Below are 22,122 nucleotides of genomic sequence, written 5' to 3' on the forward strand. Positions count from 1 at the left end.
TCCTAGTGAATAAATGTAAACACACCTTAATCGTTAGAGTTAACTCTAAGTCAACGAACTTTTCCACTTGTATACAAGGCAATTTTTTCTTCTAGAGCCGATAAGTGCTTTTTCTGTTGCTCAATGTGGCGTTTGAGGTTTTCTTGGTGTTGTTCTAACAGGGCTTGACGTTGTGGTACAGATTGAGAGCCGACTTCCCTTAATTTGGCATACTCTAGAATCTCTTCAAGTGGCATTGCAGTTTCTTTTAAACGTTTAACAAAGCTTATCCAGTTTAGATCTTTCGAACTATACATTCGATGTCCACTCGCGTTTCTATGGACATGTTTAAGTAAACCGATTTTTTCATAGTATCGAAGTGTATGAGCAGATAGCCCGACGAGGTCAGAAAATTCTTTGATATTCATTATTATCCTCCAAGGTAGAGCATACCCCATAGAGATAAGCTAAGTTTCGCATTTTGAAGTCATTTCGGGACAGATACAAACAGAAATCTTTAGTCTTTTAACGCTAGGTATGGTGATTTACTGGATTTTTGAAACGCGCCAAACGTGATCCATCTGCCAGTTTCGTTTTATTAACAATTGATTACTCAACGGGTTGGCTTGGCTATTTTTATCCTTTGGGCCTATTTTAGGGCGTACATAGGTCTTATGTTCTATCTTTTTAAATTTAAGTTTTTGTTAATCAAAACAATGCCTTAGTTTTGTGTTGGTCTGTTCGGGTTGTATGTCGTGTGCCCGTTATTCACTCAGAACGATTTATCGCTGTGCAATGGATGAGTCGCTACGCCTTCGATTTCAGCCTTGAGTTAGTGCTAAAAGGGTGAGTGCCTCTGATGAATAGCTTTTATAATTTCGATTATTGAATTCACTCACAAAAAAATGCAAACAAGTAATCGTGAGTGGAAACGAGCAGGAGAACAACATGAGTGGCTCACAGGAAACACAATCATTCGGTGCAAACGTTATCTTACATGCGTTTGATTGGAAGTATGCTGACATTGCCCAACGAGCAAAAGAAATCCGCGAGCTTGGTTATGGCTCTGTGTTGGTTTCGCCACCAATGAAAAGCGCACACGATGAGCGCTGGTGGCAGCGTTATCAACCACAAGATTATCGTGTTATCGATAATGCTTTGGGTGATACCAAAGATTTTATTCATATGGTTCGTGAACTGGAGCAAGTTGGTGTGTGGGTTTATGCCGACGTAGTGTTTAACCATATGGCAAATGAGGCCCACCTTCGCAGAGACCTTCAGTACCCAAGACAAGAGGTCTTGGAGGAATACCAGAACAACAAACAGAAATATCAGTCGCTAGCGTTGTTTGGCGATCTATCTCAACCACTTTTTGATGAAGAGGACTTTGTTGAAGCATTCGGCATCAAAGACTGGAAAGATAAGTGGCAGGTTCAAAACGGACGTATCACAGGTGGACCAACCGATCCTGGCTTGCCAACTCTTCGTGTTTGTGACCATGTCGTTGAGCAGCAGCGAGCGTACCTAAAGGCGCTGAAAGCTATTGGTGTGAAAGGTTTTCGTATTGACGCTGCGAAACACATGACGTTAGAGCATCTTAAGCGTGTTTGGACAGACGATATCACGCGGGATGTGCATATATTTGGTGAAATTATTACCGATGGCGGTGCGACGGAAGAAGAGTATCAGCTGTTTCTTGAGCCGTATCTACAGGAAACTCGCCTAGGTGCGTACGATTTCCCTTTGTTCTCAACCATGTTTAAGGCGTTTGCTAAAAAGGGCAGCTTCAAGTCTCTGATTGATCCCTATTGTTTTGGTCAGGCTTTGTCCCCCGGTCGTGCGATTACATTTGCTATCACACATGATATTCCTAACAATGATGTCTTTCTTGATCTCATCATGGACGAGGAAAACGAATGGTTAGCTTATGCCTATATTCTAGGCCGAGATGGCGGTGTGCCGTTGATTTATACCGACTTAAACACCAGCGGTATTAAAGGTAAAAATGGTCAGCCAAGGTGGCAAGGTGCATGGAGCGACCCGAGAATGGCAAAAATGATCCAGTTCCATAATATGACGCATGGCGAGCCGATGAGTGTTCTTGAAGGTAACGATGACATGCTCGTACTTAAGCGAGGTGACAAAGGTATTGTGGTGCTTAATAAATCACAGCGTCAACAGTCTTTGACATTAAAAACGGATGGCAATTGGGTTGATTTGATGACAGAACAAATCATTCCAACTGACGGTAAGTTAATCGTACCATCTAAGTCGTCGATGTTACTTGTCGCGAACTAGAAGATGTACACACCGAGCTTAGCAACTTCGGTGTGTATGTTTTTCATCGTCATTCACGTTCTGCTGAAGTTCAATAGAAACTCAAACTCTCTCGTTTTTGCTAGAAATTTATGAGCACTCGTTAACGCAACATTCTGCTTTTAAAAAACCAATTACGTCATCTAAGCACTGATACTCTGCAACACAAAAAAGGGTTCTACCCTCGCGGCGCTGGGTGAGAAGACCAGCTGAAGCAAGGCTCGAGATATGATGAGAGAGAGTGGATGCTGGAATGCCAAGCTTTTCTTGTACGCCGCCTACCGCGATACCTTTGTATCCCGCTTTGACGACTTCTTTGTAAATACTTAAACGAGTCGGATGCCCTAACTCTTTTAGTGCTTTAGCAACGGCTTCAAGCTCCATACTGACCTCTAAAGAATGACCACAGTAATTTTGTTTCGATAATAGGGAAAGTCTCGGTAAATGCCAACTATTACGATCTCAGAACAATTTAAATCAGATGAGATTCATGCTGGCTAATGCCTTCATGACAACAATTGTCTGTTCTAATGAGACAGATCAATCTTCATTATTATTTCACGCCACGTTCAAAATCCCTCGTCTACACTCAATGTTGAGTTGTCAGTTGGCAGACCAAGGAGGCGGCCATGATTGCGGTTCATAGAGATTATTGTTTGTCTAACAGTTCGGATTTACATGCCCACGTTAAAGTCAACCCTGTTGGTAAATTAGAAGTTGAGATTGTTGAACTTCAAGAGCGCCACACCACAGAGTTTGATGATTTGTCTTTTGAGAGTCGTGGGTGTGAAACTCGAATCTGTGGTAAAGAAGACACAACTCCGTGGCAGTTCAATCTTGCAGTTACTGATGCGTTAGAGCTTTCTCATTTAGTGGAAGAAGCAAACGAAGAGTATGAGATTTTAATGAATGATCTTATGTAATATCGAGAAGATCATTTTATCCTGCACGGCGTGTGGCTCTGTACTGAAAAAATAAAAACCTCCCAAGTGGGAGGTTTTTAATATGGAGTGCGTTATCGTTGGATAGGCTCTTCTCTTGGTGGTGTTAGCTCTTGGACGTTATCTTCATTAAAATCATCGGCGTAACCTTTAGGTGGCGGTGTCCAACCACGTTCTGACCGCGATAGTTTGTCATGACGATCTTTTTGCATCTCTTCCGCCATTTTCTCCTCTAACTGAATAAACAGTTGTCGGAAATTGTTGTCATAGCGTTCACCTTCAGAATCATCCTCCCAAGCTTTGTAAAGTATTTCTGACTTACGTGCTTCAACACGCTTATATGTCGCCTTCTGTTGTTCAACAAAGAAGGGGTGAATGCCAAGGGCTTTCATTGTGTGACCGCCCATCTCCAATGCAGAATGGTAGGTCTCTGATTCAATAATATCAGCCCCCGCTTGACGCAAAAGATAGCCATGTCCACGGTCAAAGGCACGTGCAATCACTGTTACTTTTGGGTACGTGTGCTTAACGTACTTCACCAGTTCTACACTCGATTCTTGGTTATCAATCGCCACAACCAACGCAGCGGCGTGCTCAATGCCGGCTGTATGTAGCATATCTGGTCGAGTCGCGTCGCCAAAATAGGCGCGAGTGCCAATCTGGCGCATGTTATCGACTTGGTCAGATTGATGGTCAAGTACCACGGTAGTCACGCCGTTTGATACCAATAGGCGATTCACTATTTGTCCAAAGCGGCCGATGCCGGCGATGATCACCGTGCCTGTTTCCTCAATCGTATCGCTTTCGCGTTCATTTGACTGGCTTTCAAAGCGCGGCAGAATCACTCTATCAAACAGAATAAACAAACCTGGTGTCAGGAACATCGAAATCGCAACCACTAACGCAAGAGTTTGTGAAAGTTCAAATGGGATGACGTGGTTTTGCACTGAAAAGCTTAGAAGCACAAAGCCGAATTCACCTGCTTGAGCCAAGCTTAGGGTAAACAGCCAGCGGTTGCTGCCTTTCACCCTAAATATCAGTGCAAGAATAAACAGCACCAAGGCTTTCAAAACCATCACGCCAATGGTCAATGCCATGACCAACCAGAAATTATCAAAAAGGACCGAGAAGTTGATCCCTGCGCCAACGGTAATAAAGAACAGACCTAACAATAGGCCTTTAAATGGTTCGATATTGGATTCTAACTCGTGGCGGAATTCACTGTTCGCCAATACAACGCCAGCCAAGAAGGTTCCTAAGGCAGGAGATAAGCCCACTAAACTCATCAGTGCAGCGATACCAATGACAAGCATGAGTGCAGTTGCGGTAAAGATTTCTCGCAAACCAGAGCTAGCCACATAATTGAGCAGCGGTCGACTTAAAAAGTGTCCACCAACGACGACGATTGCTATCGATGCTGTGATTACGATGCCGTATGCCCAGCCTGGCAACCCCGCAACGAGGCTTAATTCTTCATGGTGCTCTGCGGCTGTTTGTGCTGCGGACTGTGCCTGTTCAATTAATTCAGGTAAGGCCAATAGGGGAATGAACGCCAACATTGGTATCACTGCAATATCTTGAAAAAGCAACACGGAGAAAGCGTTTTGTCCACCTTCCGTCTTCGTTAATCCTTTTTCGCTAAAAGTTTGCAAAACAATCGCAGTAGAAGAGAGGGCGAAGATCAAACCTATGGCTAAGGCTATGGTCCAAGGCTGGTCAAAGTATAAGGCAATACCCATAATCGCCGCGACGGTACCGCCGACTTGCAGACCTCCTAAACCCATTAAGCGATTGCGCATCGCCCACAACATTTTGGGTTCGAGCTCTAAGCCAACGAGAAACAGCATCATCACCACGCCAAACTCGGCAAAGTGCTGGATTGTTGTTGCTTCTTCACCGACTAAACCGATAATTGGGCCAATGACCACACCTGCGATGAGATAGCCTAAAACGGACCCAAGTCCCAAACGCTTAGCAAGTGGGACTGCAATTACAGCAGCAATCAAATATACGAAGGCTTGTAAGAATATTCCCGTCATGAAGCCTCCTTAATGAGCTCTGGCAATGCGCTGTTAAGCTTGATTAATGACGCCGCAGCTTCAACATCCAACCTATCTTCGACTAAAGCTGTTAGCAGGCTCTTGTACCGCTCAACATGACGAGGGATTCTCCCTTCTTCATCTGCTGTACGTGCGCCAAACATCGCGAGAGGGGCAATGTAGTTCATGCCGGTCAGTGCGGACATTTGTTCAATAGGCGCAAGCAGTTGACGAATCGTAAAGTGGTTGTAGCCCTCTGCCTTATAAGCTTCTTCTTTGCCCCCTGCAGACAGCACACAAAGCATGGTCTTGCCTTGCAGTGCTGTGCCATCTGTACCGTAAGCAAAGCCATATTCCAAAACCAGATCTTGCCACTCTTTTAAAATCGCAGGCGTTGAATACCAATATAGTGGGAATTGGAAAATCACCACGTCATGCTCACGTAAGCGTTGCTGCTCACGGTCGATATTAATATCGAAACGAGGGTATTCGCCATAGAGATCAACACATGTCACGCCTTCAATTTTTTGAGCTTCTTTGAAAAGTGGAGTATTCACTTCTGAACGATGCTGGGAAGGATGAGCAAAGAGAATGAGTACTTTTTTATTTGCCATAGGGATCCTTGCTATCTAAGTAACCATGCCCAGTAGGAGCGCGGGTTGGTTAGAAAATGTAACTCATAAATGATCGCCAAGCTAGTTTGGAAAACTGTTTAAGCTGTTTCAATATCAATAAAAAACCACCAAATAAATTGGTGGTTTTGGGAAGCGTTACGTTTTACTAATCATGAATAGGGACGACTAGAATATCCACCGGTGATTTGTTAATTAAGTGTCTGGAGTAAGAAATAATCTTGCTCCAGAAATCTTGGTGGTGACCACAAATCAGAAGATCCACTTCTTGCTCTTTAATGGTGACCTCTAATTTATCAGCCAAGTCGCCAGTACCTACGAAGAAATGTTTAAGTGGGTAATCCATGTAATCACTAAATGTTTTTAAACATTCCATTGAATGCTCATTCAACGGCCTTTGATCCGGGTTTTCTTTAATGTCTACAAGCTCACGATAGATTTCTCCGTGCGTACCATCAATATGAATAAAGGATATATCGGAGTCGAGATAGTTTGCCATTGATACCGCTCTGTCGATAAGCACGGTGCTTTCATCTGACAGTTCGAGTGCAACAAGGATATGTTTGTATTTCATAACCACGCCCTTATGTGGATTATCTTTACTCTAAGCATAGTATGGCTTGGATAAAAATTGTGTTGCTAAGATCTCGAAATTGTTCAAAGACTTGTTAAAAAGTTAATGTGATATAACAACTTACTGTGAAACTTTCTTTTTGTTCACATTTGGTTAGAAAGCTTGCTTTTTGAACAAAAAAGCGGCTACACTCTGCGCATCATTTCTCTAGGAGATTACGCCAACATGAAGAACTAAACCTGTCATCCATATTTTTACTTATTTTTTGGATCTGCAGGGTTAGTAGGCGTAGCTCACTTTCCGATATTTCTTTGCAACAAGACGACTTTTTGATTTGACGTATATCGTCGAACTTTACATAGAGCTTAATGCGTTTGTGCACGCGTTTTGTTGCAATTTCAAATCATAGCTACGGCTGTTGTCCCTGTCATACAGGAGGCAAATTATGCCGGTTTTACAAGCTTTTAATGTTAGCCATCAGTTTGATAATGGCGATACGCTATTCCAGTCTATTTCTTGTTCCATGACTAAACGACGTGTTGGTTTGGTTGGGCGCAATGGCATCGGCAAGTCGCTTTTGGCTTCCATTTTAGCGGGAGAAATTCAGCCTGCCAGCGGTGTTGTGACTGCTCCCTCTTCTTTCATGATGTATCGCCAGCAGCCGTCTGATCTGCTTTCAGGTCAGCAATCGATCGCCCAATTTCTGGGAACAGACTCGGCCTTACATGCTTTGAAGCAGATTGAACAAGGTGATGTTTCTGAGCATTGGTTCGAACTGGTTGGCGAACAGTGGGATATTGAACTGAAACTCAAACAGCAGCTTGCTGCGATGGGCTTGCCGCAAGACCCTGATTTCTCTTGTGCTCGGCTCAGTGGTGGTCAGTTGGCGCGTTTGCAGTTATGGCAGTTATTTGAAAACGAAACGGATCTTTTGATTCTCGACGAACCATCCAATCACCTCGATACCGAGGCGAAACAATGGTTGATAGAGTCTATGACGCATTTCAGCGGCGCGATTTTACTCATCAGTCACGATCGTGAGCTGTTGCGAGAGATGGAGGAAATTTGGGAACTCTCGGGCCTAGGTTTACAGGCTTTTGGTGGAAATTACGATGTGTACGCCGAGAAAAAACGCACTGAACTGCAAGCGGTCGAGAGGCAGTTAGCGCAAGTCGATAAACAGAAAAAACGGTTAGCCGAGCAAGCCCAGAAAAATCGCGAAAAAGCAGACCAACGCGCCGCGCAAGGGAACAAACTGCGCAAAGACGGCAGTCAGCCCAAAATTTTGCTTGATGGAAAAAAGGATAGCGCGACCGCCAGCGCTTCAAATCGCAATAAGAATGAGCAACTCAGACAAGCGCATTTACAAGCCAAAGAACAGGCGTTGCAATCGCGACATGAGCAACTCAAGGCGCAAAAGCTTTATCTTACAGATAATCCGAACCGTTCGCGAAAAGTGTTGTCGATACAAGAAGGTATATTACCTTTTGGGAATTCTACGCCTATCACGTTGCAGATTTTTGCGAACGACAAAGTCCATCTCAAAGGGAGAAATGGCTGCGGAAAATCAACCTTGTTAAAGACGTTGCTTGGCGAGTTATCGTTGCAGAGTGGTGAGTTGCAAGTGAATACGCCTTTGTATTATCTCGACCAACATTTTGGTGCAGTGAATCCAAATCTTTCGTTACTTGAGAACGTAATGGAGAGCTGCCAAGAGATGACGGAAAGTGAAGCGAGGACCTTATTGGCCGGGATCGGTTTTCGTCGAGATGCAGTGTTTCGATTGGGGCGCCTACTGAGCGGTGGCGAGAAGATGAAGCTCGCGATGCTGATAGTCAGCCACCAAAATTCTCAGCCTTTGCTGCTGCTTGATGAACCAGATAACCATCTCGACCTCGAGTCAAAAATAATGCTTAGTCAGGCGTTAAATGTATACAAAGGTGGATTTGTTCTGATTAGTCACGACCAAGATTTCGCTTCTGAGTCTGGGGTTTTGCGCCAAATCGAGCTGACTTAGACGAAAGAGAGTAAACGTCATCGTAGCTCTTCAGTATTGTTCCCAAGTTCTACACTTCCACTTACTAGTTTGTAGAACTGTAAGTAAATGAGGGAGTTAGGATGGCTTTCACAACTCGTTTAATGAAATTAGATTCATTTTGTCGATATATAGTAGAGTTCTGATGTATTGCACAAAAAGACAACAGAAAAATAAAAAGGAATTTCATGAAAAAGAACACCCTAGCACTCACAACGGCTCTCGCACTCGGAAGTGTGTTGTCTGTGGCGTATGCAAATGAAGCGGCGCAATCGTCGGTTGAACAGGTAACCCTGAAAACCATCACGTATCCAACCACACAAAAAGTGGATGTTGTCGATGACTACTTTGGTACAAAAGTGAGTGATCCTTATCGCTGGTTGGAAGACGATCTCAGCCCAGAAACCGCAGAATGGGTTAAGGCACAAAATGCAGTGACGTTTGATTATCTGTCGAAAATCCCTTACCGCGAGCAGATTGAAGAGCGCATCACTAAGCTCATGGACTACGAAAAGCAAAGCCAACCGTTCAAAGAGGGTAAGTTCACTTATTTCTACAAAAATGACGGGCTACAAAACCAAGATGTGCTTTATCGGCAGTTAGGTGATGGCGAAGCAGAAATTTTCCTCGATCCAAATACTTTTAGTGAAGATGGCACCACATCGTTAGCGGGAGTGAGCTTTTCACGTGATGGTTCTTTGGTTGCATACAGCATTTCGGAAGGCGGTAGCGATTGGCGCAAAGTCATTGTGTTAGACACAGAAACCAAAAAGCCCGTCGGCGAAACGCTGGTGGATATTAAGTTCAGCGGCATCAGTTGGCTCGGCAATCAAGGTTTCTATTACTCAAGTTATGACAAGCCAAAAGGGAGTGAACTTTCCGCGAAGACAGACCAACACAAGCTCTACTTTCATAAACTAGGGACGAAACAAAGTGAAGACCAATTAATTTTCGGTGGTGTAAAGGACGAAAAGTATCGCTACGTTGGGGGTTACACGTCGGAAGATGAACGCTACTTGTTTATCTCAGCCAGCGTATCGACGTCGGGCAACAAACTGTTCTTCAAAGACCTGAGTAAGCCAAATAGCTCGCTCAAAACCATTTTAGATAACACCAGTTCTGATACTTGGGTGATAGACAACCAAGGCACGAAACTGTACTTGGTTACGAACCTTAATGCGCCGAACAAACGCGTCGTGACGGTGGATGCAAGTCAGCCGCAGCCCAAAAACTGGAAAGATGTGATTCCTGAAACAAAGAACGTGTTACGTGTTTCTACCGCGGGTGGCAATTTGTTTGCGAGCTATATTGTTGATGCGATCTCGATGGTGAAGCAATACGACATGAACGGCAAACTCATCCGAGAAATCAAATTGCCTGATATTGGCAGCGCATACGGTTTCTCGGGGAAAAAAGAAGAAACCGAAGTCTACTACTCTTTCACCAACTACAAGATGCCAAGCACTACCTATCGTCTGAACATCAAAGATGGTGATAGCGAGGTGTACTACAAATCTAAAGCGCCATTTGATCCAGCTTTATATGAATCTCGCCAGGTGTTTTACACCTCAAAAGACGGAACAAAAGTGCCGATGATCATCACCTATAAAAAAGGGACACCGATGGACGGCAGTGCACCAACAATCCTATATGGTTATGGCGGTTTCAACATTAGCCTCACGCCATCTTTTAGCCCGACACGTGCGGCTTGGTTAGAGCTTGGTGGTGTTTACGCGGTAGCGAACATTCGTGGTGGTGGGGAATATGGCAAAGAATGGCACAACGCTGGCATTCAAATGCAAAAGCAAAATGTGTTTGATGACTTTATTGCTGCGGCTGAATTCCTAATTGATGAAAAGGGAACGTCATCAAACAAGTTAGCCATTAACGGTGGATCGAATGGTGGCTTGTTAGTGGGGGCCGTTATGACGCAACGTCCAGAGCTGTTTAAAGTGGCGCTGCCAGCAGTCGGCGTACTGGATATGCTGCGTTACCATACTTTTACCGCAGGTGCTGGTTGGGCGTATGACTACGGCACGGCAGAGCAAAGTAAAGAGATGTTCCAATATCTGAAAGATTATTCGCCAGTGCACAATGTAAAGGCGGGGGTGGAATACCCAGCAACATTGATTACAACCGGTGATCATGATGACCGTGTTGTTCCTGCTCACTCATACAAATTTGCTGCTGAGTTGCAATCGAAGCAAGCGGGTTCAAATCCGACCTTAATTCGCATCGAAACCAATGCAGGACATGGTGCAGGCACACCAACGCGTAAAATAATTGAGACAAATGCAGATATTTATAGTTTTGCACTGTTCAATATGGGAATAGAGAAACTGCAATAGTGCGAATTGTTTGCGTTTTAGTTATCGAAATGCATCGGCGCTTTATCGCTCGATAATAAAAGGGAATCACAGAGAGTGATTCCCTTTTTATTTATTATAGGGCTACTATTCTAATCTGATGCGGGGCTAATCAAACTAAGGTTTTTTTAAATTATTATAATTTTCTAATTAATATGAAGAGTGTTGTACGATCGAAATGAAACATTGAACGTGATCACATAAATCCATTGCACTCTCTATTTATATGGTAAGATTAATTAATCATTTGTTCTAATGATAATTGAATTTTAATAAGTTTTAATATTTCCTTCTTCGTTAGTATTACCAAATTTCAAGTTATATAAGATATAAGTAGCGGTGATTGAACTTTTACGATGCTTTATTTTATTTTAATTAAAGCGTCGAATGTTTCGTCATTATTGAATTTGCTTTGATAATTTATGTTATCCAAAGCGAGTTGTGTTGCTTGCTATTTATGATGACCTCATGACGTGAATAATTTTATAATCATTAAAATGGATACAGTTTTATGAATTTAGTGAAACCGTCTGTTGCCATTATGGTTGCAGCCCTACAACTCGCGTCTTCTGCCTATGCGCAGACAAACAATAACGAAGAACTACAAGATATGTCTGACCCACTTGCGGTATACACCCAAGCTGGCTTTGGTATTACTGATAAAGGCGCGAACATCAAAATCGGTCAAACTTACCAATCTAGCCAGCCTGGTACCATGGCGATGAACATCATTGAAATGAAAGGCATTGGTGGTGAGCTATTTGGCATTCGCGACAATGACGATCCAATATATGGCAACGTTGATGACAGCATTGACTCTTTCCGACTACGTAATTTCCAAGTAGAAGTCGCAAAAGGTCTAGGCCGTCAATTAGATGTAAACTACGACGTTGATAACGATAAATTAGATGCATCTTATAGCTTTATTCAAGGTCTACCTAAGTTTGGTATGTTGCAGCTATTTCCTTTAGCTGGTGCGGGTGTCACTATTGCTAATGATTTTAGTGGTGATGACAAAGGTTATGAAATTCCAGGTACTTTCACTGTTGTGGGTATGTACTCAAAAATTGAATTAACCGATAAAATCTGGATTAACTACAACCCAATGTATATGCATACGTTGTCAGGGTCTAGTCAATATAAAGATACTTATTATGCGGGTGAAGATAATATCTTGGCTCATGAGTTTGCGTTGTCTTATCAAATTAATCCTCGCGCAAATATTCGTTACTTTGCAAACTGGAATGATCACGTTAATTTCGGTGATGGTGATCACCGCATCGAATTTAACTACCAATTCTAACTCCCTCGTTTATTTCCAGAATAGAAAGTGTGTTTATCCATATATTTAAATATTTAGGCCAAAGCACTTTCTACATAAAGTAGGTTTATCATGAAAGCCAAATATAAATTTGCGTTGGTATCTATTGCTATATCTTCTGCATTACTATCAGGATGCAAAACTGGCGATATCGCAACGAAAACAGCCCAAGCACCCTCTGTTGAAACCGTTACCCTAACCGAAACAAAAATCACTCCTTATCATAATTTTATCGGTCGAACTGAAGCGGTAAATGACGTTGATATTATGCCGCGAGTCGGTGGCGAATTAACCGCGATTCATTTTAAAGATGGCGATATGGTCGAAAAAGGCCAATTGCTGTTTGAAATCGACGACCGTCCTTACAAAGCGGCACTGGCGTATGCAAAAGCGTCGTTGCAAAAAGCAAAAGCACAACTCGTTCAAACTACGCGTGATGCAGAACGTGTGAAGAAACTCATCAAAGATAAAAGCATCAGTGAGCAGCGATACGATGACGCCATTGCTGCGCACGCCGCAGCGATTGCTTCGGTAGAAGAGGCGAAAGCGACGCTGGTTTCAGCAAGGCTCGATCTTGAATTTAGCTCTGTGCGTGCTCCTTTCTCTGGTCGTGTGGGTTTCAGCAACTTCCGAGTAGGTGACCGTATTTCGAAAATTCAACTCGTTCCTCTTGTTTCGATCACTCAAGTAGACCCAATTCGCTTTGGCTTTGATGTGGATGAGAAGCTCTACCGCCGCGTAAGAAGTGCGATTGATGTGGCTCATCGTAACGATGACAAACTGGATGTTGATTTAACACTGACCCTTTCAGACGGTTCATTGTATCCGCTTGATGGCAAGATCTACGCCGTTGGCAATAAGATCGATTTAGAAACAGGCTCAATTCGAGCAGAAGCACAATTCGATAATCCAACTTACGCGCTTATGCCGGGTGAATATGGCAACTTGACCATCAAGCTGCGCAACAAAACCATTGATGGTTTGCTTATCCCATCGGCGGCTGTTCAGCAAGACCAAGCGGGTGACTACGTCATGGTGGTTGGTGATGATCACGTGGTGTCACGTCGTAACGTTGAACTCGGTCAGACCTACGGTGTGAAACGTGCTGTGCTGACTGGCTTGGCGGCTAACGAAAAAGTCATCGTCAATGGTCTACAAAAAGTGCGTCCGGGTGCAACGGTGAAAGACGTTGAACTACAGAGTGAACAAGGCTGAGTGAGTACTGATGTTAAGTAAATTTTTCATTCACCGGCCGAAGTTTGCTTTGGTGATCTCACTGGCGATGACATTGATGGGTATGATCGCCCTGAAAGTCTTGCCAATTTCTGAGTATCCTCAAATCTCTCCAACGGTAATTACGGTGAGCACCATGTATCCGGGTGCAAACGCGGACGTGGTTAAAAAGACCGTAGCACAACCGATAGAAGCCAAAGTCAACGGCGTTGAAGACATGATTTACATGTCTTCTGTGATTGGTAACGATGGCTCATACACATTGCGTATTTACTTCCGAGTGGGCGCAGATGGCGATATGGCGCAGGTTCGTGTGAACAACTTGGTGGCACAGGCGACGTCGTCTCTACCACAAGAAGTAAACCAAATCGGTGTGACGGTTAAGAAGAAATCTTCCGACATGCTGGGCGTTATCACACTGCGTTCTCCGAAACAGTCTCACGACAGTATCTACCTTTCTAACTACGCGGATCTCAATATTGTCGAGCGTCTAAAACGTATCGAAGGTATGAGTGACATTACGCTGCTGGGTAAGAAAGACTACTCAATGCGTATTTGGTTAAACCCAAATAAACTGGCTACCTTGAAGCTTTCTGCTAGCGATGTTATTGGCGCAATTAAAACGCAAAACATCCAAGTGGCGGCGGGTAAGATCGGTGGTATGCCAGCTCCAGGTGATCAGCAATATCAATATGTTTTGCAAACCAAAGGTCGACTCACTTCTGCGGAAGAGTTCGAGAACATCATCATTCGTGCGAGCAAGAAAGGTTCTTTGATTCGCTTGAAAGATGTGGCTCGTGTGGAAGTTGGCGCACAAGGTTACGAAGCTGATGGTCGTATGAATAACGAACCAGCCGCCGTTCTGGCATTGTACCAGTTGCCGACAGCGAACGCGCTAGACGTGATGGAACGCGTGAAAGAGGCAATGAAAGAGTACGAGAAATCGTTCCCAGATGATTTGGTTTACGACATCGCTTATGACTCTACCGAATACGTAGAGACATCGATTGATGAAGTGTACGAGACATTGGTGATTGCGGTACTTCTTGTCACCTTCGTTGTGTATGTTTTCTTGCAGAACTGGCGAGCGACTATCATTCCAACCTTAGCGATTCCGGTTTCCATCATTGCGACGTTCGCAATCATGGGCGTGATGGGCATGACCATTAACACGATCTCGTTGTTTGGCTTGATCCTCGCCATCGGTATCGTGGTGGACGATGCGATCATCGTGGTAGAGAACGTGGAGCGGGTTATCCATGAAGAGCATTTAGACCCGATTCCGGCCACGATCCAAGCTATGAAAGAAGTGACGGGGCCAGTATTGGCAACAACGCTTATTTTGTTGGCGGTATTCGTACCGGTTGCGCTATTGCCGGGTATTTCCGGTCGAATGTTCAACCAGTTCGCAGTCACCATCTGTGTGTCGGTGCTGATCTCTGCGATCAACGCATTAACGTTAACGCCAGCGCTTTGTGCGTTGATGTTGAAATCAACTCACTCGCAGCCTATTGCGCCTTTGCGTGCGTTTAACCGAGGTTTTGAGGCAATAACGCGCAAATACCAAGGTTTAGTTGGCTTCTCGAGCCGTCGCATTGTGCTGAGTATCGGTGTTTATGGCGCGCTTATTGCGGTGCTGGCATTTGCGTTCATGACCGTACCTTCCTCTTTCGTACCGAACGAAGATAAAGGCGTGTTCATGGTCGAAATGCGTTTGCCAGACGCAGCAGCATTGCAGCGTACTGCACCATTAATGAAGCAGTACGTTGATGAGCTAAAACAGATGGAAGGTGTGGAGAACGTGGTTTCGGTTGCGGGCTTCTCGGTAATTAACATGGCGTCGATTCCAAACTCGGGCATGTTGATCATCAAACTGGATAACTGGAGCAAACGTAAAGACCCTGAGCTACACCAACGCGCATTGATGAATAAAGTTAACCAAATGCTGAACTCAACGCCAGATGCCGCTTCGTTCGTTTTCGCGACACCGGCAATCAAAGGTATGGGTGCGGTGGATGGTTTCAACCTTGTGCTGCAGGACAACTTGGGCCGTTCTCCACAAGAGTTGGCAAAAACAACCGCTGATTTTGTTGCCCAAATCAACCAACTGCCTGAAGTGGCACGTGCGTTCTCGATTTTCCGTGCGAATATTCCGCAACGTTACATCGATATTGATCGCGATAAAGCGATTTCGATGGGCGTACCGTTGAATGAAATCTTCAGCACACTGCAAGCACAGTTGGGCGGCGCCTACATTTCTGACTTCAACTTGTTTGGTCGTTCGTACCAAGTGAAAGTGCAAGCAGAAGAGCAATACCGTGACAATATCGACGACATCAACCATCTGTTTGTTCGCTCAAGCTCTGGAAAAATGGTGTCACTGGCAACGCTAGTGAAAGTGAAGCCGATCTTCGGCCCAGATACCTTGTCGAACTACAACATGTTCAGTTCTGCAACCGTGAACGGTGCGCCAGCGCCAGGTTACAGCTCGGGTGATGTTGTAAAAGCCATTGAAAAACTGGCTGCGGAATCTTTGCCAAGTGGTTACTCATACGAGTGGTCAGGCATGACTTACCAAGAGATGAAAGCAGGCAACATGGCGCCGATCGCGTTCGCATTGTCTTTGCTGTTCACATACTTGTTCTTGGTGGCTCAGTACGAAAGTTGGACCATTCCTGCAGCGGTAATGATGGCGGTTCCAGTCGCGATTCTCGGCGCAATGGGCACGCTACTGCTGGTGGGACAACCGTTCGACTTGTACGTGCAGATTGGTGTGGTCATCTTGATCGGTATGTCCGCCAAAGTGGCGATTCTTATCGTGGAATTTGCCAAAGTTCTGCGAGAAGAAAAGGGCTTATCCATCATTGATGCTGCCAAAGAAGCTGCTCGAATCCGTTTCCGTGCAGTACAGATGACCGCATTTGCCTTCATCTGGGGGGTATTCCCGTTGGTGATTGCATCGGGTGCCGGTGCGGCATCTCGTCACTCACTGGGCTTTGCAGTATTCGGCGGCATGATTCTCTCTACGTTTGTAGGCACGTTACTGACGCCAGTGTTCTTCGTGATGATGCAATCTCTGCGCGAGAAGTTTAAGCGAAAGAAACCCACTGAACTTGAGGTGAGCGAGCAATAACGCTGATTTCAACTGACTGACTCCACAACACCCCCACGCTGTGTGCGATTGGCCAATGCCTTTCATTGATATACAACCACCGTCGCAGCGTGGGTTCCCCTAACAATAATAGGTTTTAGCATGAAAAATCTTTCAAAAATCGTCGTAGCGAGCTCTCTACTGACGTGTGCTGCTGCGCAAGCGGGTGGGTTATACCTTTATGAAACTACAGCATCGGATATTGGTTTGGCATCCGCTGGTATGGCGGCTCGTGCGCAAGATGCCTCAGTAATGGCAGCAAACCCGGCTGGTCTGGCGAATGTTTCTGGTAAATCTTTCTCTGGTAACCTGATTGGCCTTTACGGTGACGCGCAACTAGACACGATGACTAGCGATGCGGGCAACGTGATTGGTTTTGTTCCTATGGCGTCGGCATTTTACAGCCAACAAGTGAACGACAAATGGACGCTGGGTATTGGTCTGTATGGCAACTACGGCCTTGGCCTCGAGTACGAAGGTCTTTTGAATAATCATTTAGATATTCCTACAGCAACGACACAAGCGTTGACCATTCAACCTTCCGCTTCTTACCGCATCAATGATCACTGGTCTGTGGGTGCGGCGCTTGGCATTCAGTACGGTATGTATGAAGTGGAAACGAAGGGAGCCCTGAACTTCAATGACGAAGACCAAGATACTCAGGTCAACGGTCGAGTAGGTGTGCTTTATGAGGCAACACCAGGCACTCGTCTTGGCCTGTCTTACTCTTCTGAAACCGAATTTGAATTCGACAAGAGTAACTCCATTGCTCCACAACAACTGATCTTCAGTGCTTACCATGAAGTGAATGATGACCTAGCGGTGATGTGGAACGTGAACTGGCAAGACTGGAGCGAATACACAACCACGCTGGGCGTAGAGACACAAGACACTTACCAAATCGCATTGGGTACTCAGTACAAACTGAATGAAAAAATGATGTGGAATGCAGGTTTTGCATTCGATACCAGCATGTATGAAAGCCAATCAAACGGTGACATTACCGTTCCTACTGGCAAGGCGTACCGCATTGGTACAGGCATTGATTACAAATTGGATTCAGAAAACTCAATTGGTTTCGCGTTTGAAGCGATCTTGATGGAATCGTCAGAAACGCCACGCTTCCAAGCGGGCTTTGATGAGCCTGCACTGTACTTCATGAGCATGAGCTACAACTGGAAAAACTAATCATTCCTAATCGCTAAACGCCTTCCTTACAGGCCATTCTACCCTAACTACCTGCACTGGATGCTGTCACGCCATCTAAGGTAGTTAGGGCGCTTTTGTCACATCCAGTGAGTGATGATTCAAAAAATATCTGCGCAGCTAAGTGCGGGTATTCAACATCTCAAAGGACTAAAAAATGAAAAATAAACTAGCGTTAGTGTGTATAACTTTGTTGGTTAGTACGCTGGCTCATGGTGCCGAGCATCGAGTAAAAGACAATAAAAACAAGTTGGCGGATGACCCAACAAAAGTCATCACGAAATTTGGCGCGTCTTACGCAAACAACTACGATTTTGATGATCAAAACATCTCATTCTCGGGCTCACTTGCGCTTGACCAAGCGCGCAAAATTAACCTGCGTATCAATGATGATGCGAGCGAGTGGCGTATTGGTGGCTCGTGGTTGTTTCCGGTCGGTATCGTGAACTTCAACTTCGGTAAAAATGAATACGTAAACGGCGCGGATCAAACCAACTACAGCGTTGGTACCTTTATGCCGCTAAGCTATTTCGGGATTGAGCCAGCAGGCTTCCAAATTTTCCCAATGGCAGGCTATACGTACAACACTGGTGATGTTCCTGTTTGTGACGGTGCAGAAAGTAGCCACTGTAGCGAGCCTAACTTTACGGGCACTCCAAGTGCAGAGAATGGCTTCAATATGATGAGCTCTTCAGGCAGCAGCGGTTACGTTGGTGCATTTGCGCTGAAATCGTTTACCAAAGAACTGACGTTAATCAGCTTCGCAGCAGGCACTTACGGCTCAGAAAACAGTGAAGGAGAGAACTACAAAGGCTTCTTTGGTGGTATCGGCCTTGGTTACCTCGTGAGCAAACGCCACTCGTTTAACGTAATGACGTTTGTCATGGACAACAACACCTATTTGGATGAAGCAGACAAGCGCATCGTATTATCATATCAATATCAATTCGAATAAATAAAAACGCAGCTCAAATAGCTGCGTTTTTACTTTGATAGAATGAACTAGTGAATTGAGTTGTTTTCTTCGATCTTTTTCTGGTATTGGTGTTTTAATATATACATGCGCTTAACATCGCTGTAAGCGCCGTTAATAAAGTATTCTTCTACAAGGTGACCTTCTTCGATAAAGCCGCATTTTTTGTATAAGTGAATAGCGACTTCGTTATCCACTGCGACTAATAAGTAGATTTTACGTAGATTAAGAATTGAGAATGAGTAATCTAACGCACGATTAATCATCTCTGTCGCATAACCTCGGCCTTGATGCTCTGGGGCGATGATTATCTGAAATTCCGCGCTGCGGTGAATGTAGTTAATCTCGATCAGCTCAACTAAGCCAATTACGATGCCGTCTTCATCTTCGACGACAAAACGCCTTTCAGCGTCATCATGTATATGTTTTCGATAAAGTTCTTCGAGCTCGTCATAAGACTCGTAAGGTTCTTCGAACCAGTAGGCCATGATATTTCGGTTGTTATTCAGTTCATGAATAAAGCGCAAATCAGAACGCTCTAATGCACGCATTTTTAGGCCTTTCTTCATCATTTTTCTCCAATGAGGGCGGAGAATACCTCCGCACTTGATGCTAGAAAATATTACCGTATTTCACAAGAATAGCGCATCTTTTTTTGGAAAATATCCTGTGATTTTCAATGTGGAAACTTAGAGTTCACGACAAATATAAATTAATCTTTACGATAAAAAACTCGATTAGGTGCTTTGCCTAATATCGTATTAAATACCGCGCAACGACTTAGTGTCTTAATCTAAACAAACAAGGTATTCAATATGTTTTCAATCGGTGACGTAGTAGTAGCGACTAAAGGTATCGATCTTGGCGAAATGGTTGTTACAGGTTTAAGCAGTGGCGGTTTTTACACACATGTAAAAGCAGGCGAAAAAACACTAACTTACCCAGCTAAAGATCTTAAGAAAGCATAATTAAATTTGCTCATTCTTATTTTTAACTCGCTTAAAGTTCGTATTAGTTATTTTAAGCGGGTTAGAATCGATAAAAGGTAGCACAATGAGTCGCTACCTTTTTTTATTTTTTCTACCTTTCTTCACCAATATGAAACTCAACGCGATTTCTTCCGGTTTCTTTTGCCTTGTAAAGTGCTAAGTCGGCGCGTTTAACGAGTGGTTCAAATGAGTCGTCGAGACGACAGACTTGAGTTACCCCAATACTCGCGGTGAAGCTCATATCACAACCTGAATGTTGAACGGTCGTCGTTTCTAGTGCATTACGAATCGTTTCTAATGTGTCTAGAGCTTGCTGTGATGAGCGACTTCTTAATACGATGGCAAACTCTTCACCACCAACTCTGGCAAGTAAGTCACAATCAAGTAGATGACTTTTAATAGTATTAACTGCATGGATCAGTGATTTATCGCCTGCGTCATGACCAAATCGGTCATTGAGGCTTTTAAAATTGTCGAGATCTAAAATAGCAACATGGAAGTCAATGCCCTGGGTTCGGTATTCATTTAGGCGGCTTTCGATTTGTCGTATGAACTCTCTGCGGTTTGGAATACCTGTTAGATCATCCGTCGTGGCGAGGTGCTCCATTTTCATTATCTGTATATGAAGGGCAATGTTTAAAGCAATCCAATTAGCGATGCACTGAAGCTGTGCCGCTTGTTCGTTTGTGTAAATGTGCGTTTGATGATGCGCAACATTAAGCGTTCCTAGGCAGACTTTACCGTGCATTAAAGGCGCGTCCATACACGTACCCATACCATTGGATGCGAGCATCACACAATCAATCTCATCAGATTGTGTAACATCATCGCAGATCATCAGTTGTTGCTTTTTGAACACTCGGCCAACAAACGCTTGATGAATGGGCACTAAAAATTCAGCGGGAATAGCTTTACTACCAGAGAAAGAGTAGACCTTTAGATGATCATTGTTTTCATAAAGTGTGATACTCGCACGGTCAGAATTAAATATACGATTTATCCATTCTGCCACCGTATCAAGTACTTGCTGTAGTGTTTCCGATTGAGCTAAAAAGTGAACAAACCCTATCGGCATACATATCGGACTTTCCATGTTTTGCATCGATAAGTCATCAGGGTTAAAAGTTCTTTCAAGTCTCAATAGACATCTCCTTGGCAATGTTGCAAATACCAACAATAAATTACGTGAAGCTATTTTGTAGAAAATGTGCTTCTTGGTAAGAGTATGGTTTAATTATCGCCGTTTGTGTGCGTTTGGTTGCTTAATGTGGGCGTTAACTCACCCTAAATAAGTAAATCTTATACCTATTTATAAGTAAGTCATTACTCAATAAGTGGTGTTTTTAAGATGGAAGTACAGAATGAGCCCTTCTGGAAGAGAAGGGCTAGAAAAGGGTACAAATAGGGTCAGGTGAGTGGTGACTTAATTGTCTTTGTACTTTTGTAAAATCAACTGACTTATCTGCGCAACGAGCTGGTCCCTAGCTTGAAGTGAGAGCTCGGTTTCTGTGACATAAATACTAATGTAAACTGGTCGATGATTTTCATTCCATATAATCGCGTTAATGCCACGCGAACCATGACCACCCGCACCAGAACGGTCTGCAATAGACCAACCTGTTGGTAATACAGAACGCATTAACGAGTCTGAAACTTTGTTGTCTTGCATCCAGATTTTTAATTGTACACGAGACTCATAAGACAACGTTTCGCCTTCGATCAAGGTTCGCAGAGTGTTTAGTATGGCGTTAGGTGTGGTTGTATCGCGGCTGTCGCCTGGTGTGGCTTCGTTCAAGCGAGGTTCTATTCTGTCTAGGCGCGTTGCTTTATCTCCAATTGTTCGCAGAAACATTGTTACGGCTTTAGGGCCGCCAATTTCATTTAATACCAAGTTGGCTGCGGTATTATCACTCATTAACATAGCGGCTTCACACGCGTGCTCTATGCGTGTGTTTTGGCCTGCGAGCTTATCCATCACTGGAGACCATACAACGATACTGCGCTCATCGACTTTTGCGGTCGCATTTTTACTTAGCTTACCGCTGTCCATATCACTTAGCATTTTGGCACAAGCTAGGGTTTTGAATGTGCTCATGAGTGGGAAGCGTTCATCGCCACGGTAATCCCAACGCTCGTCTGCTTGGGTATCCCAAACTGACACCCCAATTCTGCTTGAGGTTTGTTGCTCGAGGAGAGAAATGTCCTCATTCAGTTGGGACGCGTAACTTAGGGTTGAGCAAACCATTAGCCCAGCCAACAAAAATAACTTTTTCATGGATCGTGTTCTTCAATTTTAGTTTTAGTTCGCACGGTAGCGATGTCACGTAAACTATAACGAGCCAATACTCTAAACACTGTTAAATCTAT

General features: G+C 44.1%; 18 protein-coding genes. 10 read left to right on the forward strand and 8 right to left on the reverse strand.

Annotated features, from left to right (window positions below):
- Positions 1-50: 50 nt before the first annotated feature.
- On the reverse strand, positions 51-407 hold the full coding sequence (locus R7Q11_RS20910; RefSeq protein ID WP_017821530.1) for a MerR family transcriptional regulator: 357 nt from the start codon (positions 405-407) through the stop codon (positions 51-53).
- 520 nt (positions 408-927) lie between these two features.
- Here R7Q11_RS20910 and R7Q11_RS20915 point away from each other — a divergent pair.
- A complete protein-coding gene (locus tag R7Q11_RS20915; RefSeq protein ID WP_005385092.1) occupies positions 928-2,277 on the forward strand; it encodes an alpha-amylase family protein in 1,350 nt (449 codons plus the stop codon).
- Between the two features lie 108 nt (positions 2,278-2,385).
- On the opposite strand, the gene R7Q11_RS20920 is transcribed toward R7Q11_RS20915, so the two are convergent.
- On the reverse strand, positions 2,386-2,679 hold the full coding sequence (locus R7Q11_RS20920; RefSeq protein ID WP_005375388.1) for an ArsR/SmtB family transcription factor: 294 nt from the start codon (positions 2,677-2,679) through the stop codon (positions 2,386-2,388).
- Between the two features lie 245 nt (positions 2,680-2,924).
- Here R7Q11_RS20920 and R7Q11_RS20925 point away from each other — a divergent pair, with 245 nt between their 5' ends.
- Positions 2,925-3,218, forward strand: a complete 294-nt coding sequence (locus R7Q11_RS20925; protein ID WP_005392536.1) for a hypothetical protein — start codon at positions 2,925-2,927, stop codon at positions 3,216-3,218.
- Positions 3,219-3,310: 92 nt separating this feature from the next.
- Here the strand turns inward: R7Q11_RS20925 and R7Q11_RS20930 are convergent, their stop codons facing one another.
- The 3 genes from R7Q11_RS20930 to R7Q11_RS20940 all read right to left on the reverse strand — a co-directional run bounded on the left by R7Q11_RS20930 (position 3,311) and on the right by R7Q11_RS20940 (position 6,481).
- Complete coding sequence (locus R7Q11_RS20930) at positions 3,311-5,275, reverse strand: monovalent cation:proton antiporter-2 (CPA2) family protein (protein ID WP_225466691.1); 1,965 nt, start codon at positions 5,273-5,275, stop codon at positions 3,311-3,313.
- Positions 5,272-5,889 (reverse strand): NAD(P)H-dependent oxidoreductase, encoded by a 618-nt coding sequence (locus R7Q11_RS20935; protein ID WP_005375391.1) that lies wholly within the window; start codon positions 5,887-5,889, stop codon positions 5,272-5,274. Before R7Q11_RS20935 ends, R7Q11_RS20930 begins: the two co-directional genes overlap by 4 nt.
- Positions 5,890-6,055: 166 nt before the next feature.
- Positions 6,056-6,481 carry a universal stress protein gene (locus R7Q11_RS20940; protein ID WP_005375398.1) on the reverse strand — a complete coding sequence of 142 codons (426 nt, stop codon included), beginning with the start codon at positions 6,479-6,481 and terminating at the stop codon, positions 6,056-6,058.
- Positions 6,482-6,926: 445 nt separating this feature from the next.
- Between R7Q11_RS20940 and R7Q11_RS20945 the strand changes: the two genes are divergently transcribed.
- The 7 genes from R7Q11_RS20945 to R7Q11_RS20975 all read left to right on the forward strand — a co-directional run bounded on the left by R7Q11_RS20945 (position 6,927) and on the right by R7Q11_RS20975 (position 18,748).
- Positions 6,927-8,498, forward strand: a complete 1,572-nt coding sequence (locus tag R7Q11_RS20945) for an ATP-binding cassette domain-containing protein (RefSeq protein ID WP_033906795.1) — start codon at positions 6,927-6,929, stop codon at positions 8,496-8,498.
- 206 nt (positions 8,499-8,704) lie between these two features.
- Entirely contained in the window at positions 8,705-10,864 is a 2,160-nt protein-coding gene (locus R7Q11_RS20950; protein WP_225466692.1) for a prolyl oligopeptidase family serine peptidase, read from the forward strand.
- 529 nt (positions 10,865-11,393) lie between these two features.
- Positions 11,394-12,185, forward strand: coding sequence for a hypothetical protein (locus R7Q11_RS20955; RefSeq protein WP_213873891.1), 792 nt, complete (start codon positions 11,394-11,396; stop codon positions 12,183-12,185).
- Positions 12,186-12,275: 90 nt separating this feature from the next.
- Positions 12,276-13,418 carry an efflux RND transporter periplasmic adaptor subunit gene (vmeP, locus tag R7Q11_RS20960; protein WP_213893308.1) on the forward strand — a complete coding sequence of 381 codons (1,143 nt, stop codon included), beginning with the start codon at positions 12,276-12,278 and terminating at the stop codon, positions 13,416-13,418.
- Between the two features lie 10 nt (positions 13,419-13,428).
- Positions 13,429-16,569, forward strand: coding sequence for an efflux RND transporter permease subunit VmeQ (vmeQ, locus tag R7Q11_RS20965; RefSeq protein WP_225466693.1), 3,141 nt, complete (start codon positions 13,429-13,431; stop codon positions 16,567-16,569).
- Positions 16,570-16,689: 120 nt separating this feature from the next.
- On the forward strand, positions 16,690-17,775 hold the full coding sequence (locus tag R7Q11_RS20970; RefSeq protein ID WP_213879478.1) for an OmpP1/FadL family transporter: 1,086 nt from the start codon (positions 16,690-16,692) through the stop codon (positions 17,773-17,775).
- Positions 17,776-17,950: 175 nt separating this feature from the next.
- Positions 17,951-18,748, forward strand: a complete 798-nt coding sequence (locus R7Q11_RS20975) for a hypothetical protein (RefSeq protein ID WP_213970908.1) — start codon at positions 17,951-17,953, stop codon at positions 18,746-18,748.
- Positions 18,749-18,795: 47 nt separating this feature from the next.
- Here the strand turns inward: R7Q11_RS20975 and speG are convergent, their stop codons facing one another.
- Positions 18,796-19,335, reverse strand: coding sequence for a spermidine N1-acetyltransferase (speG, locus tag R7Q11_RS20980; protein ID WP_005375417.1), 540 nt, complete (start codon positions 19,333-19,335; stop codon positions 18,796-18,798).
- A gap of 246 nt (positions 19,336-19,581) precedes the next feature.
- Between speG and R7Q11_RS20985 the strand changes: the two genes are divergently transcribed.
- Positions 19,582-19,734, forward strand: a complete 153-nt coding sequence (locus R7Q11_RS20985) for a hypothetical protein (RefSeq protein ID WP_005375418.1) — start codon at positions 19,582-19,584, stop codon at positions 19,732-19,734.
- A gap of 112 nt (positions 19,735-19,846) precedes the next feature.
- Here the strand turns inward: R7Q11_RS20985 and R7Q11_RS20990 are convergent, their stop codons facing one another.
- Together R7Q11_RS20990 and blaCARB are read right to left on the reverse strand one after the other, a co-directional pair.
- Positions 19,847-20,896: a sensor domain-containing diguanylate cyclase gene (locus R7Q11_RS20990; protein WP_213970909.1), complete on the reverse strand. Its 1,050-nt coding sequence runs from the start codon at positions 20,894-20,896 to the stop codon at positions 19,847-19,849.
- A gap of 282 nt (positions 20,897-21,178) precedes the next feature.
- Positions 21,179-22,030, reverse strand: coding sequence for a CARB family carbenicillin-hydrolyzing class A beta-lactamase (gene blaCARB, locus R7Q11_RS20995; RefSeq protein WP_225466694.1), 852 nt, complete (start codon positions 22,028-22,030; stop codon positions 21,179-21,181).
- Positions 22,031-22,122 lie beyond the last annotated feature (92 nt).

It is taken from the genome of Vibrio sp. 970 (genome assembly GCF_033339075.1).

What these genes read in the sequence shown, in the direction of transcription:
- R7Q11_RS20910 (WP_017821530.1), bottom strand. Translation starts at nt 407, where the DNA reads ATGAATATCAAAGAATTTTCTGACCTCGTCGGGCTATCTGCTCATACA.
- R7Q11_RS20915 (WP_005385092.1), top strand. Translation starts at nt 928, where the DNA reads ATGAGTGGCTCACAGGAAACACAATCATTCGGTGCAAACGTTATCTTA.
- R7Q11_RS20920 (WP_005375388.1), bottom strand. Translation starts at nt 2,679, where the DNA reads ATGGAGCTTGAAGCCGTTGCTAAAGCACTAAAAGAGTTAGGGCATCCG.
- R7Q11_RS20925 (WP_005392536.1), top strand. Translation starts at nt 2,925, where the DNA reads ATGATTGCGGTTCATAGAGATTATTGTTTGTCTAACAGTTCGGATTTA.
- R7Q11_RS20930 (WP_225466691.1), bottom strand. Translation starts at nt 5,275, where the DNA reads ATGACGGGAATATTCTTACAAGCCTTCGTATATTTGATTGCTGCTGTA.
- R7Q11_RS20935 (WP_005375391.1), bottom strand. Translation starts at nt 5,889, where the DNA reads ATGGCAAATAAAAAAGTACTCATTCTCTTTGCTCATCCTTCCCAGCAT.
- R7Q11_RS20940 (WP_005375398.1), bottom strand. Translation starts at nt 6,481, where the DNA reads ATGAAATACAAACATATCCTTGTTGCACTCGAACTGTCAGATGAAAGC.
- R7Q11_RS20945 (WP_033906795.1), top strand. Translation starts at nt 6,927, where the DNA reads ATGCCGGTTTTACAAGCTTTTAATGTTAGCCATCAGTTTGATAATGGC.
- R7Q11_RS20950 (WP_225466692.1), top strand. Translation starts at nt 8,705, where the DNA reads ATGAAAAAGAACACCCTAGCACTCACAACGGCTCTCGCACTCGGAAGT.
- R7Q11_RS20955 (WP_213873891.1), top strand. Translation starts at nt 11,394, where the DNA reads ATGAATTTAGTGAAACCGTCTGTTGCCATTATGGTTGCAGCCCTACAA.
- vmeP (WP_213893308.1), top strand. Translation starts at nt 12,276, where the DNA reads ATGAAAGCCAAATATAAATTTGCGTTGGTATCTATTGCTATATCTTCT.
- vmeQ (WP_225466693.1), top strand. Translation starts at nt 13,429, where the DNA reads ATGTTAAGTAAATTTTTCATTCACCGGCCGAAGTTTGCTTTGGTGATC.
- R7Q11_RS20970 (WP_213879478.1), top strand. Translation starts at nt 16,690, where the DNA reads ATGAAAAATCTTTCAAAAATCGTCGTAGCGAGCTCTCTACTGACGTGT.
- R7Q11_RS20975 (WP_213970908.1), top strand. Translation starts at nt 17,951, where the DNA reads ATGAAAAATAAACTAGCGTTAGTGTGTATAACTTTGTTGGTTAGTACG.
- speG (WP_005375417.1), bottom strand. Translation starts at nt 19,335, where the DNA reads ATGAAGAAAGGCCTAAAAATGCGTGCATTAGAGCGTTCTGATTTGCGC.
- R7Q11_RS20985 (WP_005375418.1), top strand. Translation starts at nt 19,582, where the DNA reads ATGTTTTCAATCGGTGACGTAGTAGTAGCGACTAAAGGTATCGATCTT.
- blaCARB (WP_225466694.1), bottom strand. Translation starts at nt 22,030, where the DNA reads ATGAAAAAGTTATTTTTGTTGGCTGGGCTAATGGTTTGCTCAACCCTA.